The 17,609-nt window shown below is 36.0% G+C and carries 14 protein-coding genes; 13 read left to right on the top strand and 1 reads right to left on the bottom strand.

The genetic code is table 11. The features are described 5' to 3' along the window. The first annotated feature begins 74 nt into the window (after nucleotides 1-74). The 9 genes from LCM23_RS08760 (at nucleotide 75) to LCM23_RS08720 (ending at nucleotide 11,743) form a co-directional block, all read left to right on the top strand. Nucleotides 75-1,529 (top strand): helix-turn-helix domain-containing protein, encoded by a 1,455-nt coding sequence (locus LCM23_RS08760; RefSeq protein WP_224936599.1) that lies wholly within the window; start codon nucleotides 75-77, stop codon nucleotides 1,527-1,529. Nucleotides 1,530-1,559: 30 nt separating this feature from the next. Beyond that, entirely contained in the window at nucleotides 1,560-2,513 is a 954-nt protein-coding gene (locus tag LCM23_RS08755) for a phosphoglycerate dehydrogenase (RefSeq protein WP_224936598.1), read from the top strand. A gap of 428 nt (nucleotides 2,514-2,941) precedes the next feature. Then, nucleotides 2,942-4,615 carry a urocanate hydratase gene (gene hutU, locus LCM23_RS08750; RefSeq protein WP_224936597.1) on the top strand — a complete coding sequence of 558 codons (1,674 nt, stop codon included), beginning with the start codon at nucleotides 2,942-2,944 and terminating at the stop codon, nucleotides 4,613-4,615. Between the two features lie 22 nt (nucleotides 4,616-4,637). After that, nucleotides 4,638-5,936 carry an imidazolonepropionase gene (gene hutI / locus LCM23_RS08745; RefSeq protein ID WP_224936596.1) on the top strand — a complete coding sequence of 433 codons (1,299 nt, stop codon included), beginning with the start codon at nucleotides 4,638-4,640 and terminating at the stop codon, nucleotides 5,934-5,936. A 76-nt stretch (nucleotides 5,937-6,012) separates the two neighbouring features. After that, the gene (locus LCM23_RS08740; RefSeq protein ID WP_373370906.1) at nucleotides 6,013-7,344 is read left to right on the top strand and encodes a YjiH family protein; all 1,332 of its coding nucleotides are present in this window, start codon (nucleotides 6,013-6,015) and stop codon (nucleotides 7,342-7,344) included. Nucleotides 7,345-7,418: 74 nt separating this feature from the next. Then, nucleotides 7,419-8,618 (top strand): DHH family phosphoesterase, encoded by a 1,200-nt coding sequence (locus LCM23_RS08735; protein WP_306469994.1) that lies wholly within the window; start codon nucleotides 7,419-7,421, stop codon nucleotides 8,616-8,618. Nucleotides 8,619-8,769: 151 nt separating this feature from the next. Next, a complete protein-coding gene (locus LCM23_RS08730) occupies nucleotides 8,770-9,714 on the top strand; it encodes a glycine-rich domain-containing protein (protein WP_224936595.1) in 945 nt (314 codons plus the stop codon). A gap of 227 nt (nucleotides 9,715-9,941) precedes the next feature. Continuing rightward, the gene (locus tag LCM23_RS08725; RefSeq protein WP_224936594.1) at nucleotides 9,942-11,129 is read left to right on the top strand and encodes a D-alanyl-D-alanine carboxypeptidase family protein; all 1,188 of its coding nucleotides are present in this window, start codon (nucleotides 9,942-9,944) and stop codon (nucleotides 11,127-11,129) included. 143 nt (nucleotides 11,130-11,272) lie between these two features. After that, nucleotides 11,273-11,743, top strand: coding sequence for a DUF523 domain-containing protein (locus LCM23_RS08720; protein ID WP_224936593.1), 471 nt, complete (start codon nucleotides 11,273-11,275; stop codon nucleotides 11,741-11,743). A 129-nt stretch (nucleotides 11,744-11,872) separates the two neighbouring features. Here the strand turns inward: LCM23_RS08720 and LCM23_RS08715 are convergent, their stop codons facing one another. Then, nucleotides 11,873-13,495, bottom strand: coding sequence for an ABC-F family ATP-binding cassette domain-containing protein (locus LCM23_RS08715; protein ID WP_224936592.1), 1,623 nt, complete (start codon nucleotides 13,493-13,495; stop codon nucleotides 11,873-11,875). A 392-nt stretch (nucleotides 13,496-13,887) separates the two neighbouring features. Between LCM23_RS08715 and LCM23_RS25860 the strand changes: the two genes are divergently transcribed. From LCM23_RS25860 to LCM23_RS08700, 4 genes are all read left to right on the top strand, one after another. Further along, nucleotides 13,888-14,016: a hypothetical protein gene (locus LCM23_RS25860; RefSeq protein WP_263624167.1), complete on the top strand. Its 129-nt coding sequence runs from the start codon at nucleotides 13,888-13,890 to the stop codon at nucleotides 14,014-14,016. Between the two features lie 671 nt (nucleotides 14,017-14,687). After that, nucleotides 14,688-15,815, top strand: a complete 1,128-nt coding sequence (locus LCM23_RS08710) for a sensor histidine kinase (protein ID WP_224936591.1) — start codon at nucleotides 14,688-14,690, stop codon at nucleotides 15,813-15,815. An 11-nt stretch (nucleotides 15,816-15,826) separates the two neighbouring features. Beyond that, nucleotides 15,827-16,459, top strand: coding sequence for a response regulator transcription factor (locus LCM23_RS08705; protein WP_224936590.1), 633 nt, complete (start codon nucleotides 15,827-15,829; stop codon nucleotides 16,457-16,459). Nucleotides 16,460-16,664: 205 nt separating this feature from the next. Further along, nucleotides 16,665-17,597 (top strand): ABC transporter ATP-binding protein, encoded by a 933-nt coding sequence (locus LCM23_RS08700; protein WP_224936589.1) that lies wholly within the window; start codon nucleotides 16,665-16,667, stop codon nucleotides 17,595-17,597. Nucleotides 17,598-17,609 lie beyond the last annotated feature (12 nt).

Genomic DNA, 17,609 nt, shown 5'->3' with positions numbered 1-17,609 from the left:
CTCATTTTTATCTTTTTTTTCAAAATTGTTTACTTTTGCATTTTAAGCTAACATAATAAAAAGGAGATGATGGAATGTATAAAATTTTGATTGCTGATCGAGATAACATCGATGCAGAGGGATTAAAATGGTTAATTAAAACCGTATATCCTACTTGGCAAATTGAAATAAGATCATCTACAAATGAAGTATTCACAACCATGGAAAAACAAAGTCCGGATCTCTTATTGTTGGAAATGGAAATGTTCGATTCAGTGGGATATAAGAAATTAAAACAGCTTGTGCCTATCTTAAACATAAAAATTTTAGCCATCACCATTGAACCTACTTTTGATCAAGCAAAGAAAGCCATTGAAATAGGAGTGAGTGATTTATTAGTAAAACCTGTGTCTCCTGAGGATGTGCTTCGATCACTTCAGGTGCTTTATCGTATGCATAGCAAAAGCCTGAACCATGCACAAATAGCAGAAGACAATACTGAAGAACGAACCTTACTGCAAAAAGATCAAGCCCATCATGTAAAGGTCATAGGAATGAGAACTATTCATCCAAATGGAATATTTAAGTTATATACATATGTAATGGGTCATTCATGGGCAAATGTCAAAAAAGTATTTCTTTTACCTGAGATGATTTTATGCCTTGTCGAGGAGAATGACCAAGATCTTTTAAGAAAATGCCATACCTTTATTCGTGGATGGGAAAAAGAATCAAATGAAGCGATTATTTTAGCCGAAGGAAATACAAATGATACAGGTCAACTGCAATCACAATACGGTAAGATTAAGCAACGAATGGAGCTTTCTTTTTACACTGGTCTAAATAAGCTTATTCCATGGTCAGCAAACGAATGGGTGAGTATTGACCCTTTTTTAACACCAAAAGAGCAGGAGTTTTGGATTGATTATTTACGGCGAGGGAATATAAAAGCAATCAAAACATGGCTGTATGAGCAATTTTTAAGTCTAACTTCGCCTTACCCTGATCCAGCTATTATTAGAATTAGGTTAACGAGTATTTTGGCACAAATTAGGAGATACATGATTTCAAGGCATTTAATTGATAAAGAAAAGGAAGAAAAATATCAAGCATTATTCCAAACGATTCTATACTCACCACTTATCTATCGAGTAATAGAAGAAATGATCAAGCTGATAGCTAGTTTAATAGATACAGACATGCAAATAGACTCGAAGTCCGAGAAGTTAGCCAAGCAAATATATCATTATCTAGAAGAACATTATCATGAGAAAGAGATAAGCTTAGATATGATTGCTGCCAAATTTAATCGTAATACAAGCTATATTAGCTCCTTATTAACGAAGTATTATAAGCAATCTTTTAGAGAAATCGTTACGATGCGTCGTATAAAAAAAGCGACCCAGCAATTGACGGAAACAAATCTTCCTATTAAAATAATTGCGAAAGAATGTGGTTATCGTAATCAACAATATTTTAATAAAGTCTTTAATCAAAACATGAAGTGCTCTCCAAGTACTTTTCGTGCAAACACCAGTCGTACGTACTAACAAAAATGAACATAAAGGTGAAGATGAAAAATGAAAGTTTTATATTTAATTAGAGATCCCTTTATCGAGGAATATCCGACAATCATAGAAGATGCGAAGCAGTTAAATGCTGAAGTGAAGTTCGTTCATAGTGATAGTGGACTTACAAAATCACAATTATTAAAAGAAGTCGAAGAGGTTGATATCATCGTCGTTGCTATTGTGAAAATTGATCAAGAAGTCATTGACCATGCCCCCAATTTAAAGTACATTATTAAATTCGGAGCAGGGTACGATAACATCGATGTGAGCTATGCTGAGAAAAAAGGGATTGTTGTTACAAATGCACCGGGGGAAAATGCACATTCCGCAGCAGATCTTGGCTTTTCGTTATTATTGTCAATTTCAAGACAAATTGCGCAAAAAGATCAAGAGATGAAAACTGGTAAATGGCAGCTTTCTATGGGTAACGAAGTGTACGGGAAAAAGTTGGGCATTATTGGTTTCGGTGCAATCGGACAAGCAATTGCTAAAAGAGCAAGCGGTTTTGATATGTCAGTCATTGCTTTCGGCCATTACCGAAACGAGGAAAAAGCGAAAGAGCTGAATGTTACCTTTACTGAACTTGACGATTTACTATCAACTGCCGATTACATTATTCTCTCTACGTCGTTATCTGAGAAAAATCGCCATCTAATAAATGAAAAAACATTAGCAAAAATGAAGCCGAGTGCGTTTCTTATTAATATCTCACGCGGCGGATTAGTCAATGAAGTGGACCTGCTTGCAGCATTAAAAAACCATGTGATTAAAGGTGCTGCATTAGATGTTTTTGAAAAAGAGCCTTCTATTACGGAGTTGTCAAAACAAGCAAATGTGATAGCAACTCCTCATATAGGTGGGGCTACTTTTGAAGCAGTCCAAAGAATTAACCAGCTGACGCTAAAAAATATACAGCGATTTATTAATGACGAACAGCTAGAACATCTCGTCTCGAAATCATAAACAAAAACTCAATCTGAACAATCATTCAATTTTTCCTTAAAACATAGAATGATTGTTTGGATTTTTTTGTTTTGGCCGTTTATTCACTCCAAGGAAAGTCTCATTATACATATTGTCGAGTCTGGCATGAAGAGAGCAGAATCAACTTTAATTAAAAGAGGCAATTCTACCGTGAAAGAAACGGAATGGGTTCAGACCTTGCAAGAATTATCTTGTTTATAAAGAGGAGAACTAAAATAAAGCAGTAGAATTTAAACGGTTTAGTTATATATTCTTTATATTTTTATATAAATCAAATAAATGAATAAATAACTATATAAATCAAAGTAACAAATCACAAAAAAATATAAATAATCCAATATTAATAGACCGTTTATTCTGAAAATTCTAAGTTAAAATAAACTTATGAATGGGTTGGAGGGATAATAATGGAAAAAGTGAAGAGAGAAATTATTAATTATACAGGTAGTGAACTTCATGCAAAAGGTTGGATTCAAGAGGCTGCTATTCGTATGTTAAGAAATAATTTAAATAAAGAAGTCGCAGAAAAGCCTGATGAATTAATTGTATATGGCGGGATTGGTAAAGCGGCAAGAAATTGGGAGAGCTACGATAGTTTGATGGAAACTCTTCACCATCTTGAAAATGATGAAACCTTGCTTGTGCAATCAGGGAAACCTGTTGCGGTTTTTAAAACACATGAGGATGCACCCAAAGTATTAATTGCCAATTCTAACATTGTTCCTGCATGGGCCAATTGGGATCACTTTCATGAACTAGACAAAAAAGGTTTAATAATGTACGGCCAAATGACTGCAGGTAGTTGGATATATATTGGCAGCCAAGGAATTGTGCAAGGAACGTATGAAACATTTTCAGAATTGGCAAAGCAACATTTTAATGGTTCTTTAAAGCAAACGATTACACTTACATCGGGCCTTGGCGGTATGGGCGGGGCGCAGCCATTAGCAGTGACAATGGCTGGGGGTGTTTGTATTGCAATAGATAAAGATGAGACAAGAATAGACCGAAGATTAGAAACAAAATATTTGGATAAAAAAGTTTACGATATGAAAGAAGCGATTGTGCTTGCACAGGAAGCAAAAGCAGAGGGAAAGTCACTGTCAATTGGCTTGCTTGGAAATGCAGCTGAAATCCTCCCCAAAATGTTGGACGTCGGTTTCATTCCAGATATATTAACAGATCAAACATCCGCGCATGATCCGTTAAATGGCTATATTCCTATTTCTTATTCAATGGAAGAAGCAGCGAAGTTAAGAATTGAAAATCCACAAGAGTATGTTCAACAAGCTAAGAAGTCAATTGCCATTCATGTGACTGCTATGCTTGAAATGCAGAATAAAGGTGCGATTACATTTGATTACGGTAACAATATTCGTCAAGTCGCGCATGATGAAGGTGTGGAAAATGCTTTTGCCTTCCCAGGATTCGTACCTGCTTATATTCGTCCACAATTTTGTGAGGGGAAAGGCCCTTTTAGATGGGTAGCACTATCGGGAGATCCAGAGGATATTTATAAAACAGATGAAGTCATCTTAAGAGAGTTTGCAGATAATAAGCATTTATGTAACTGGATTAAAATGGCTAGAGAAAAAATTCAATTTCAAGGGTTACCTTCAAGAATATGTTGGTTAGGTTATGGTGAAAGAGCAAGGTTTGGCAAAATAATTAATGATATGGTTGCATCTGGTGAATTAAAAGCACCAATCGTAATTGGGCGAGATCATCTTGACTCAGGCTCTGTTGCCTCACCTAATAGGGAAACAGAGGCCATGAAGGACGGCAGTGATGCAGTAGCAGATTGGCCAATTTTAAATGCTTTAATTAATAGTGTTGGTGGTGCTAGTTGGGTGTCAGTACATCACGGCGGTGGAGTCGGCATGGGCTATTCCTTACACGCTGGCATGGTGATTGTTGCTGATGGAACGGAACAAGCGGAGAAGAGATTACAGCGAGTGCTTACAACAGATCCTGGTATGGGTGTAGTTCGGCATGCTGATGCTGGTTATGATCTGGCGAAACAAACCGCCATTGATAAAGGCATTCAAATACCAATGTTGAAGAGAGATACCGAAAAATAATCGATAGAGGAGAGGTAAGGTAATGAGCTCAACTTATTTGTTTATAAAGCATGCGAATGAACTACTTACATTAAAGGGTCATTCACAACAACCAGCAGTCAAAGCAGCGATGAATCAATTACACGTCATTAATGATGGTGCGATACTAATGAAAGATGAAAAAATAGTCGCCATCGGTGAAACAGATGAATTGCTCAGCCAATTTCATCAGGAGATAAATTTAGCAGAAATAATTGATGCGAGTGGTAAAGTGGTCATGCCTGGATTAGTGGACCCACATACACATTTAGTTTATGCAGGGAGCCGTGAAGAAGAGTTTAATATGAGGTTAAATGGTGCCACCTATATGGACATCATGAACAACGGAGGTGGAATTCATGCCACCACAACTAAAACGAGAGCAGCGACAATAGATGAATTAAAAGAGGAGAGTATAAAACGGTTAGATCGCTTTTTAATACACGGTGTAACAACGATTGAAGCAAAAAGTGGCTACGGCCTTGACTGGGAAACTGAATATAAGCAATTGTTTGTAGCTAAAGAACTCAATCACCTTCATGCAATCGATATTGTCAGCACCTTTATGGGCGCACATGCCATACCTGCTGAATACAAGGAGCGGCCAGATGTTTTTATTGATCTAATTATCGATGAGATGCTCCCTCTTGTGGTAGAGGAAGAGTTAGCTGTTTTTAACGATGTATTTTGTGAACGCGGAGTGTTTACTCCTGAGCAATCGAAGAGGTTATTGTTAGCGGGTAAAAATCTTGGATTAATACCAAAAATTCATGCAGATGAAATTGAACCGTATGGTGGAGCAGAATTAGCAGCAGCAGTAGGTGCCATATCAGCTGACCATTTATTGAAAGCATCAGATGAAGGGATTAAAAAAATGGCGGAAGCAGGTGTCATCGCTGTTCTTCTTCCTGGTACAGCCTTTTTCTTAATGGAAGCAGCAGCAAATGGTCGTAAAATGATTGATGAAGGAGTAGCAGTTGCCTTGTCTACAGATTGTAATCCTGGTTCCTCGCCAACAACTTCATTACCTTTTATGATGAATCTCGCTTGTATGCATATGGGCTTAACGCCTGCTGAAGCGATTTACGCGGCAACAATCAATGCTGCCCATGCAATTGGGAAGGGTCATGAGGTTGGCAGTCTGGAAGAAGGAAAAAAGGCAGATATTCTTATACTTGATGTACCTAATTATATGCAAACTCAATATTTATATGGAATGAACCATACGCATACGGTAATTAAAGCTGGAAGAATAGTCATTGACAATGGTGCCCTAGTAACAACTAAGCTAAAAAGTCACTAATAGTAAGGGAGAGATTGGTATGTGCCAGTCTCTTTTTATAAAATAACATTTAAAGGAAGATAGGGTGTGAGGAAATATGGAAACGGAACTGAGTAATCCAAAGACCAAATCTCAAATGAAAAACGCCAATAGTCATGTATGGAAGTTTTTCATTTACAGTATGATTGGTATATTTATGTTTTTTATTCCGATAACATTGAATGGGCAATCTTCCATCATGATCGATCATATTGTGAGTGGGTTGCGCCACCTTCTAGGTAATGTTGTTCCTTATTATTTGCTATTGATTATCCTGATAGGAGGCTTATATCCTTTTATAAAAGGTAATTGGAAAGAAACGATTGTGACAACAGTATTTTCCTTCTTAAAACTTTTGGGTGTAGTCATTGCTTTTATGGTTTATTTTAACTTGGGTCCCACATTCATATTTGATCCAAATATGGGTCCTTTTTTATTTAATAGTCTTGTTACGCCTGTCGGTTTATTAGTTCCTATTGGTTCGGTCTTCTTAGCTTTATTAGTAGGCTATGGTCTGCTTGAATTTATCGGAGTGATGATGAAACCAGTTATGAGACCGATTTTCCAAACACCTGGACGGTCTGCGATTGATGCAGTAGCCTCTTTTGTCGGTAGTTATTCTGTCGGTATTTTAATTACTAATCGTATTTTTAAAGAAGGTAAGTACTCAATGAAAGAAGCAGCAATTATAGTGACTGGGTTTTCCACTGTTTCTGTTACTTTTATGATTGTCGTGGCTAAAGCGTTAGACTTAATGTCTATATGGTCGGTTTATTTTTGGACTTCCTTCATAATTACATTTGCAGTAACAGCAATTACGGTAAGAATTTGGCCAATTAGAAACATGTCAAATGAGTATTATCAAGGTGTGAAGAGAGAGAAAGATGCATATGACAAACCTCTGCTAAAAACTGCGTGGAAAGAAGCAATGAAAGCTGCTGCTTCAGCACCATCAATAGTTGAAAATGTGAAACAAAATTTAAAAGATGGTGTATTAATGACGATGTCCATTCTGCCTTCAATTATGTCTATTGGGCTTATTGGCTTGGTATTAGTCGAATACACGCCAGTTTTTGATTGGCTTGCATATTTATTTTATCCATTTACAGCTATATTGGGATTACCAGAAGCAATGCTAACAGCAAAAGCGACATCGGTTGGGATTGTTGAAATGTTCTTACCTTCTATGGTAGTGACAGAAGCCGCTTTGATGACAAAATTTATTATTGGGGTTGTATCTGTTAGCGGGATTATTTTCTTTTCGGCTTTAGTTCCTTGCATTTTATCAACTGATATTCCTATTACCATAAGGCAAATGGTGATTATTTGGTTTGAACGAACAGTGCTTGCTCTTATTCTTGTCACACCAATTGCATACCTTCTGTTTTAATTTAATGCCCTGCGGTTTCATGCAGGGTTCTTTTCATATATAATAGTACTAACTCTTTTGGGAGAGCATACATATTGAAATATTCTAGAACAGCGGGTGAAGTAATGTATAAATTATATTCTCATAACGACTTAGATGGTGTTGGTTGTGGTATTATAATCAAGCTAGCATTAGGAGAAGAAGGGCAAGTTTATTATAATTCTGTCGGAGGCTTAGACTATAAAGTCGAGAAGTTTTTTTCTGAAAAGGACCATAAAGATACCAAGCTTTACTTAACAGACTTATCGATCAATGAGGATAATACGAAAAGGGTCGATGATTTTGTCAAACAGGGTGGTCAGGCACAACTAATTGATCATCATAAAACGGCCCTACACTTTAATGAATATGAATGGGCTACAGTAACAGTACAATATGATGATGGTAGACAAACTTGTGCTACATCATTATTATATGAGTATTTTGTTGAGCAAAAAAAACTATCTCCAAAAAGGTCTATTGAACAATTCATTGAATTGGTTCGACAATATGATACTTGGGAATGGGACGAAAATAATAATGTAAAAGCGAAGCAGTTGAATGATTTATTTTATATGTTTTCTATAGAAGAATTTGAAGAAATGATACTGCAAAGATTAAAAACCGCAGATGACTTTGAATTTGATGAGCTTGAAGCGAAATTATTATCAATGGAAGAAGCTAAAATTGAACGCTATATTAAGCGTAAAAAAAGAGAACTTATCCAAGCGTCGATTGATAAGCATATTGTTGGTGTTGTTCATGCGGAATCTTATCATTCCGAACTAGGCAATGAGCTGGGAAAAGAATACCCTCATTTAGATTATATTGCAATTCTTAATACGGGTGGTCGCAAAGTCAGCTTCAGAACGATTCACGATCACATTGATGTTTCGGCTGTTGCAGGCACGTACGGTGGGGGTGGTCATGCAAAAGCATCAGGCTGTACGATGAATGAAGAGGCGTTTAGAAAATTTGTTGTAGAATTATTCACAGAAGAATCATTAAAAATTGATGCACCTAAAAATAAATTCAACCAAAAAGAAAATAGTCATGGTACGATTTATGAAGGACGCTCTGGTGACATTTATCGTATCTACCAAAAACAAGAGCAGTGGAAAATAGAAAAGAATCATCAAGAAAATGCGACAGTATTTAAAGATTTCCAATCGGCAGTGAATGCAATTAAGATAGCTGATTTTGCTTGGTTAGCGAAAGATGATGTATACGATAATTATATGAAAAAGAATAAGTAAGTCATAACTCCTCGAAAGATAGCAACCCTTTCGAGGAGTTTTTTATAAATTTGGGGTAAAGTATCGCTTTTGAATGCTTGGTTAACACCTTCCAAATTTATGGTGGGGTACCAATATCTTGTGTATAATGAGCGAGAGGGGGGAAGAGAGAATGTTGTACTTATTTATCATTTTATTCATCATCATGATTCTCGTATTTGCCAAATTCTTAAAACCGACTGTAAAACCTTTAAAGGAATTGCCAATCCCGAATAATCTTGGTTTAGTTCAGCCGATAGCACAATCTTTAGTTCATCAAGTAGAGAATTCATTTACTGAAAGTGATAAAAGGCAGTTAAGAAATCGCGTGCTAAAAGAACATCCAAAATGGAAAGATCATGAATTTGACTGGCTTTTTTTGGAGTTGAAAAGGTATTTCTTCTTATGCAGCATGTTTAAAACAGTACCTATGTATAGTAGCAAAGTAGATACATTATGGCATGAAATGATTTTGTTTACACAAAAGTATGCTGATTTTTGCCAGCAATTATTTGGTCAATATTTACACCATACCCCTAACCTTGGTGGCAATCAATCTGCACATAACGAAAGGGCATTTTTTGACTTTTTGTATTTGAGTTATTTCCAACCATCTGAGAATAGTGTGAAAATATGGGGATCTTTTATGAGAAAACCTTTGCACCCGCAAATTATAGCTGATTTTACTGCTTTGAGTGAAAAAGAATTGTTAATGACTTATTTTCGGACTCATTCTAAATGGAAGGATATCCAATTGGAATTAATTCAATCAATAAAAGAAAATATTAAATTAGCAACTGATTTTCATGAAAATCAAGATAAGAGTTTAAAATCAAAATCAGTATTTTCCCACCAAGGTATTCTTTTTATTAGCATTTATTTTTCAATGTATGAATATGACAATTTTGAGGAAGCGGTAAGTAGTTATTTACCTGAAGAGCTAACCAAGAATAGCTTTACTTCTTCCTCATGCAGCGGTTTTGCCTGTGCTAGTGATGCATCGTCACCTTCCAATGATAGTTCTTGTTCTAGTGGTGATTCAGGTGCGAGTTGCGGTGGAGGCTGCGGCAGTAGTTAATATCATATAATTAGTAAATTAGGGCATCTAAATAAAGGATGCTCTTTTTTATGACCAAAAATTAGGCACGTACTAAGTTTAGTTTTTATCACCATCATTCGTTAACTCATTACAAAATACGACAAAGTTCTTTCAATTATGTAACAATTTGTTATCATCTGTAATTACGTTAGATTTTTTTGGTACAATTCAATAGGGTAAAAAGCACTAGAAATGGAAGTGGATGAATGAAGAAAAAATGGATGATCATCTTCCTATTCCTCATGTTATTAGGTACACAAGCATATGCTAAGGATGATGAACCAGAAATTGTTAGTGAAACGGCAATCGTTATGGAAACAGAGACGGGCGCTATATTGTATGAAAAAAATGCAAACGCAAAAATGTATCCAGCAAGTTTAACTAAAATTGCAACCGCTATTTACGCAATTGAAAACGGAAACTTAAATGATGTGGTCACAATTTCTAAAGAAGCAGTAGATGTTGATGGGACAAAAGTATACTTAGAAGAGGGCGAGCAGGTAACTTTAAAAAAGCTCGTTCAAGGAATGCTCATTAACTCAGGTAATGATGCGGCAAAGGCAATTGCCATTCATTTGGAAGGTAATGAAGAGAATTTTTCGAAAAAATTGAATGCTTACATGCGAAATAAAATAAAAGTGACCGAGACTCATTTTACGAACCCCCACGGATTATTTTCCGAAAACCATTATACAACGGCAAAGGATATGGCAATCATCACAAATTATGCTATGAAAAACGAGACCTTCGCTGAAGTTTTCGGTACTGTAGAATTAAAATGGGATGGTGAATCTTGGGATACGACACTCATTAGCCATCATCAACTCCTAACTGGACAAAGACCGTACGAATGGATTACTGGTGGGAAGACTGGATTTGTCAGTGAATCTAAACAAACACTCGCATCTACTGCAGATAATGGGAAATTGGCATTAACAGCGATTGTTATGAAAGCAGATTTTAAACGTGATATTTATAAAGACACAAAAACCATCTTTGATTACAGTTTCTCTCATTATGAAAATAAAGAACTTGTCCCTGAACAAGAATATTTTGTTGGTGAAAAAGTGTTTCAACCAACAGAAAATAGCTACAAGGTATCTTTACCGATTGAAGGATTTACAGAACACTTAAATAAACAAGGTGTATTAGAAATCGTGGATAATAATGACAAAGTAATACAAGAAATAACTTTGGAAAGAGAACAGCCTAAACAAGAGGTAGCGAACCATCATACGATGAATGATGCTAGCGATGATACTGAGAAGGAAAATCCGACTCATATTATTTATATTGCTATAGGCTCGGTCGCCATCATTTTGATAGTGGTTTTCTTATTTATACGAAAAATGAGGAAACGTAACCGATATGATATCCATAATAGAAGATGGTAGGAAGGAAGCGCAGTAACTTTACTGTGCTTTTTTGCTTTTATATAGATGTGAGTAAATGTGAGAATATAACTTTAAAAAGAAAGAATTATGTTACAATTATCAATAGAAAAGATAGTTTGGGACTAACAAATGGCGGTGAAAACATGATAGTAGTAAGTGCGTGTTTGGCAGGAATGAATGTAAGATATAATGGATCTAATAGTTTAGACGAAAGAATCCAGAAACTTTTATTAGAGAATCAAGCGATGACTGTTTGTCCGGAATTACTCGGAGGTTTTACGACGCCAAGAGAGCCAGCTGAAATCGTGGGCGGAGATGGTGAAGATGTATTAGACGGAAAAGCAAAAGTTATCGAAAAGTCAGGTAAGGATGTTACAAAACAATATATCAACGGTGCATATGCTACATTAAAAAAAGCTCAAGAGTTGGGAGCAAATACAATTATCCTTAAGGAAAATAGTCCATCATGTGGTAGTTCAGTTATTTACAATGGAGCATTCAAAGGGGAACAGATAGTAGGTAATGGTGTCACAACAGCCTTATTAAGAAAAAATGGTTTTAAAGTCATTTCGGAAAATAACTTTAATGAATATTCAATACTTGAAATTAACTAAGGATATATTTATGTATTTTTACGTAGGTGTTTGTTATAGATACAACTTTGAGTGTCCTCAGGTATTCGCGACTTTACATATCCATTTAAAGAAGCTGGTAGCCATATATGGCTACCAGCTTTCTTACAATTATGCCTGATACATTTTGGCGATTTGCTTTTGTAGCTCATCGTTTTCAAGGTATTCATCATAAGTTACTTGTTTGTCTACGATACCGTTTGGTGTGATTTCAATAATTCGGTTAGCAATCGTTTGGATAAATTGATGGTCATGTGATGCAAAAATCATCGAACCTTTAAAGGCAATTAAACCATTATTTAAAGCGGTAATGGATTCTAAGTCTAAATGGTTAGTAGGTTCGTCAAGTAAAAGTACGTTTGAACCACTTAGCATCATTTTTGATAGCATACAGCGAACTTTTTCTCCACCTGAAAGCACGCTTGCTTTCTTCAATACTTCTTCACCTGAGAAGAGCATACGACCTAAAAAGCCACGAAGGAAGCTTTCACTTTCATCTTCAGGAGAATATTGACGGAGCCATTCGACTAAATTCAGCTCACTATTTTCAAAGAAATTTGAGTTATCCTTTGGAAAGTAAGCTTGAGAAGTTGTTACCCCCCATTTAAATGAACCTTCATCTGGATCCATTTCACCCATCAGAATTTTGAATAAAGTTGTTTTAGCAAGTTCATTTGTACCCACAAGGGCAATTTTATCGTCTTTATTCATAATAAAGCTTACATTATCGAGTACTTTCACACCGTCAATTGTTTTTGATAGTCCATCTACTCTTAATAAGTCATTACCAATTTCACGATCAGGAGAAAACCCTACATACGGATAACGTCTTGAGGACGGTCTAATGTCATCTAAAGAAATTTTATCAAGTAATTTTTTTCTAGATGTTGCTTGTTTAGATTTTGACGCGTTCGCACTAAAGCGAGCAATAAAGTTTTGTAATTCCTTAATTTTTTCTTCTTTTTTCTTATTTGCATCTTGGGCCATTCTTTGTGCTAATTGACTAGACTCATACCAGAAGTCATAGTTACCGACATAAATTTGAATTTTACCGAAATCTAAGTCAGCAATATGAGTACAGACTTTATTTAGGAAATGACGATCATGAGATACAACGATGACTGTGTTTTCGAAGTTAATTAAAAACTCCTCTAGCCATGCAATTGCTTTAATATCCAAGTGGTTCGTCGGTTCATCTAGTAATAAAACATCAGGCTTTCCAAACAATGCTTGAGCAAGCAATACTTTTACTTTGTCTCCACCTGATAAATCAGCCATTTTCTTCATATGCAATTCTTCTGGAATGCCGAGACCTTTAAGTAAAATAGCCGCTTCGGATTCTGCTTCCCAACCATTTAACTCAGCAAACTCACCTTCTAATTCAGCAGCTCTCATACCATCTTCATCTGAGAAATCTGCTTTCATGTAAATAGCATCCTTCTCTTGCATCACTTCATATAGGCGTGCATGCCCCATAATAACCACTTTTAATACTTCATATTCTTCATATTCAAAATGGTCTTGTTTTAAGACGGCAAGCCGTTCTCCTGGTCCTAAGCTAACATTCCCGGACTGTGATTCAATTTCGCCAGATAAAATTTTTAAGAAGGTGGATTTTCCCGCACCGTTTGCGCCGATTAAACCATAGCAATTGCCAGGTGTAAACTTAATATTAACATCTTCGAATAATTTGCGATCGCCATAGCGGAGACCTACGTTTGTAACAGTTAGCATTAATTATATTCCTCCATGCATCATAATCGATAAAATTATAACATTAACTCAAGTCACAGTGTTAATCTAGATCATATTTATTTGAAAAAACATGAAAAAATAGAGGGAGTTTACCCCTTTAAAGCGAATATAAATATTTATGGTTTGAAATGAAATTGTTGAGGTTTTGTCATAATTCTAAAAGGGTAAGTAATGATAAAATAGACAATGCGAGGCGTTGGACAATACATACAAGCAAGTTTTCACTTTATCCAACAAAACCATGATCCTTTTTATACTTTTTTCACAAAAAAGTTATAAAAGAAGGAAAAAAATAAAGGATTGTTCATAGTTTTTTCATAATTATCCTTTAATATATAAAGTATAAAGGCAGGAAAAAAGGAGTTTTATAAATGGAGAAAACACAGATCGTAGATTTAGTGAACCGTTTAAAAAAAGCTGGTATTAAAGTGAGCCTTACAAAACCAAGATCATTATTAACCATTCAGCCATGTAAAGCAATGCCATCTGCTTCTAATTAAGGATAAGCAGGGCTACTACATATGATTAATCGATTTTAGAGGTGAGTGTATCACCTCTTTTTTTTGTTTAATGATATTTTTTTATGTATAGACCACATTGCGGACATTTTGTAAGGTAACTTTAGAGTTTAAATGGGAAAGTTACAATATTTTATTTATAGATAATTTAATCCTTTAATGTGAAGGGCATGTTAATAAGGCGCCTTATTATTCAAGTCAAGCGCCCGAATATTGAAACTAGTTGACTAAATGCTGTGCCACCAATCAGTTAAAGAAAATCAAATAAGACGAAGACTAAATGTGTAGTTACTTCATTATTTGTTCAAGTACTTGGACTTTGTACACTTTTGATGCAAAAAATTAACAATCCTTTCCCCTACCACCACATTACTTGAGTGGTTGTTCAACAGTCGTATATTACTCGAATCTATAGGTATAAAATATTCCACCTTATATGTCACGTAAAATACATTGGCGTTTCCAGTCAATTTATCACTCGCCGCTTGCTTAGTTGAGTTCAAAGACCAAAAACCATATTTCTTCCCCAATTCCAATAACTGATCCTTTCGAGAAACAACGTTCTTCTTCTTTTAGATATATTACCTTAGATAATTGTTATCTAAAACCCTATTTGGTACGATATATTCATTGGAAGGAAAGGGACAATGTGTATGAACTTATACTGGATATGGTTGTTGTTTAATGCAGTTGCTTGGAGTTTTGCTATCCTAGGCTTTTCAGGTGATTTGTCAGAGATCACATGGCGGCTATTTGGTTTATCACTGTTTTTTATACTGTTTTTTTTCATGCCGCTTGTTAAGGAAAAGCCTGTCATTTCCACCGTTTTAATTGCTATTAATGCAGTGATTTCGGTCATTATATTATTCCCGCAACAAGGAGAACCATTTAATCTGTTTCTGCTGTTGATTTTATCCTTGTTAATTGGAGAAGCCTATTATCAGCTGTCAACTCGTCTTGCTAGTATTATTGCAATTGTTTCTACTATAGGAGTTATTTTTATCATATTAAATAAGGATCTGTCCGCAACTGAAATTAGTTTTATCTTGCTATATTTAGTTTTTCTCATTGCAGCGATCATTCTTTATAAACAAACAAAGAACGAGAAGGATGATTTTTTCCTTAGGTATGATGTGCTACTCAGTGAATATAGGAGTTTAAAAAGGCGTGTTGTCTCGGAGGAAGAATCAGCAAGGCAGGAGGAACGTACACTGATTGCACATGAAATTCATGATTCTGTAGGTCACAAACTTACTGCGCTTCTCATGCAAATGGAAGCATTCAGGTTAACGGCAGATGAAAAAGATCAGGAGCAGATCCAGTCTTTAAAGTCCCTAGCAAGTGAAAGTCTTGAAGAAACGCGAAATGCGGTGAAAGTGTTAAAGAGCAATGAAATTGGAGGACTTCAGGGCATTTTACGATTAATCCGTATGCTGGAAACGGAGAGTTTTATCCGTATTCAGTTTTCAGTCAAGCATGGGGCGTTTACCGTACCGCTTACAGGTGAACAGTCTTTTGTCATTTTTCGTTCTGTACAGGAAGCACTTACGAATATTATGAAACATAGTAATGCTAGAGAGGCTGAGATTTCGTTTGAAGCTCCAGGGGGCAGTGTTTTTCGTTTTGAAATTAGCAATCCGGTGATGAATAGTTATCGCTTTGAGGAAGGATTCGGATTAACCTCCATGCGAGAAAGGCTTGATAAAATCGGCGGTCAGTTAGAAGTACAGAAAACAGAAGAGCAATTTATCGTTAAGGGTTTTATAAAATTAGCAGACTAGGAGGGGTAATGTTGATACGGATTCTATTGGCTGAAGATCAGGTGATGGTGCGGCAAGGGCTAAAGATGATGATTGAAACAGATGAGGAAATGAAGGTTGTCGGAGAAGCAAGCAATGGTAAGGAAGCAATCGACCTTTGTGAAAAGCATGTATTTGACGTAGTTATTTTAGACATTCGCATGCCTGTTATGGACGGAATCGAAGCTGCTAAAATTATACAATCCCGTTGGAAACCATCAAAAATTTTAATGTTAACAACGTTTGATAATAACGAGTATGTGATGGAAGCATTAAAAATAGGCGTAAGCGGTTATCTATTAAAAAATGCAGATACCGATTCTCTCATTCGCTCTATCCGTAGTGCGCTAAAAGGTGGACTGAGTGTGGAAGATCAAGTTGCAGCCAAAGTGATGCCGCTTCTTCTCCATCGCCAGGAAGAAAAAAATCCAGATCCATCGTTGAATCCGCGTGAACGTGCACTATTAACTTGTATCGGTGAAGGGCTTAACAATCATGAAATTGCAGAGCGACTAGGTTTATCTGTCGGAACGGTGAAAAATAATACGAGTCAGATTTTACATAAATTAAATTTAAGAGACCGGACACAACTGGCTATTTACGCAATCCGCCATAATCTTGTCTGATTAACTGAAGAGAAGCAGCAAATAACTAGGCGAAAAATGAAAATGACTAAAGTCATGACCAATGATGATGAAAATGACTGAAGGCAGTGGTGACACTGTTTTTTTTTATGTATATTGACAATGTCAGGAGAGGATATAAGTATTAGAAAAACGAGCGTTACGTCAAGTTTTTCTGTGCTACCAACTTATACAGGGGTGTGTGGATATGATTGAAACGGTAAAATTAAGCAAAATATTTAAAGGAAAAAAAGCTGTGGATGAAATTGATCTTTATATAGATGAAGGAGAATCCATTGGTTTGCTTGGACCGAATGGAGCTGGCAAGTCTACAACGATTTCCATGATTTCTACTTTACTCAAGCCGACTTCCGGTGATGTGAAACTAAATGGCAAAAGTACCATTAAAAATCCGGGAGAAATCAGGAGAATCCTTGGTGTTGTTCCACAAGAGATCGCCTTATATGAAGAACTTACTGCTTATGAAAATCTAAAGTTCTTTGGTGAAATTTATCACGTCAAAAAGAATATCTTAGAGCAACGTACCCAGGAAGTTCTTGAGATGGTCGGATTGAAAAAACGTCAAAAAGAGCTGGTAAAAACATTCTCCGGCGGGATGAAAAGACGGGTTAATATTGCAGCTGCTTTGTTGCATCAACCAAAAGTTCTTATTCTAGATGAACCTACTGTAGGGATTGATCCACAATCAAGAAACCATATTCTTGAAACGGTGCGTAAACTAAATGAGGAATATGGGACGACAGTGCTTTATACGAGTCACTATATGGAAGAAGTCGAGCAATTATGCAAACGTGTCTACATTATGGATCATGGGAAAGTGGTGGCTGCAGGAAGTAAAGAAGAGTTATTAAGCATTTTGTCCAGTGAGGATATGATTCAAGTAACTTTGAGCGAGACGAGTGAGAGGGTAGTCGAGAAAGTGAAAGCTATTAACAACATACGTCGTGTAGATGTAACAGATAAAAGTTTACGGATTATCTCCAAAAAAGGAAGTAGTATCTTAAGTGATTTAGTACACGCGGTTGAAAGTGAAGCCATTCATTTAACGAATTTTCAAATGGAAAAGCCAAGTCTTGAGGATGTTTTCCTGCATATTACCGGTCGGACATTAAGAGATTAAGAGGAGGAAGGG

The organism is Cytobacillus kochii (assembly GCF_020171845.1).
Lineage (GTDB): Bacteria > Bacillota > Bacilli > Bacillales > Cytobacillaceae > Cytobacillus > Cytobacillus kochii.
This window is presented reverse-complemented; position numbering and strand designations above follow the sequence as displayed.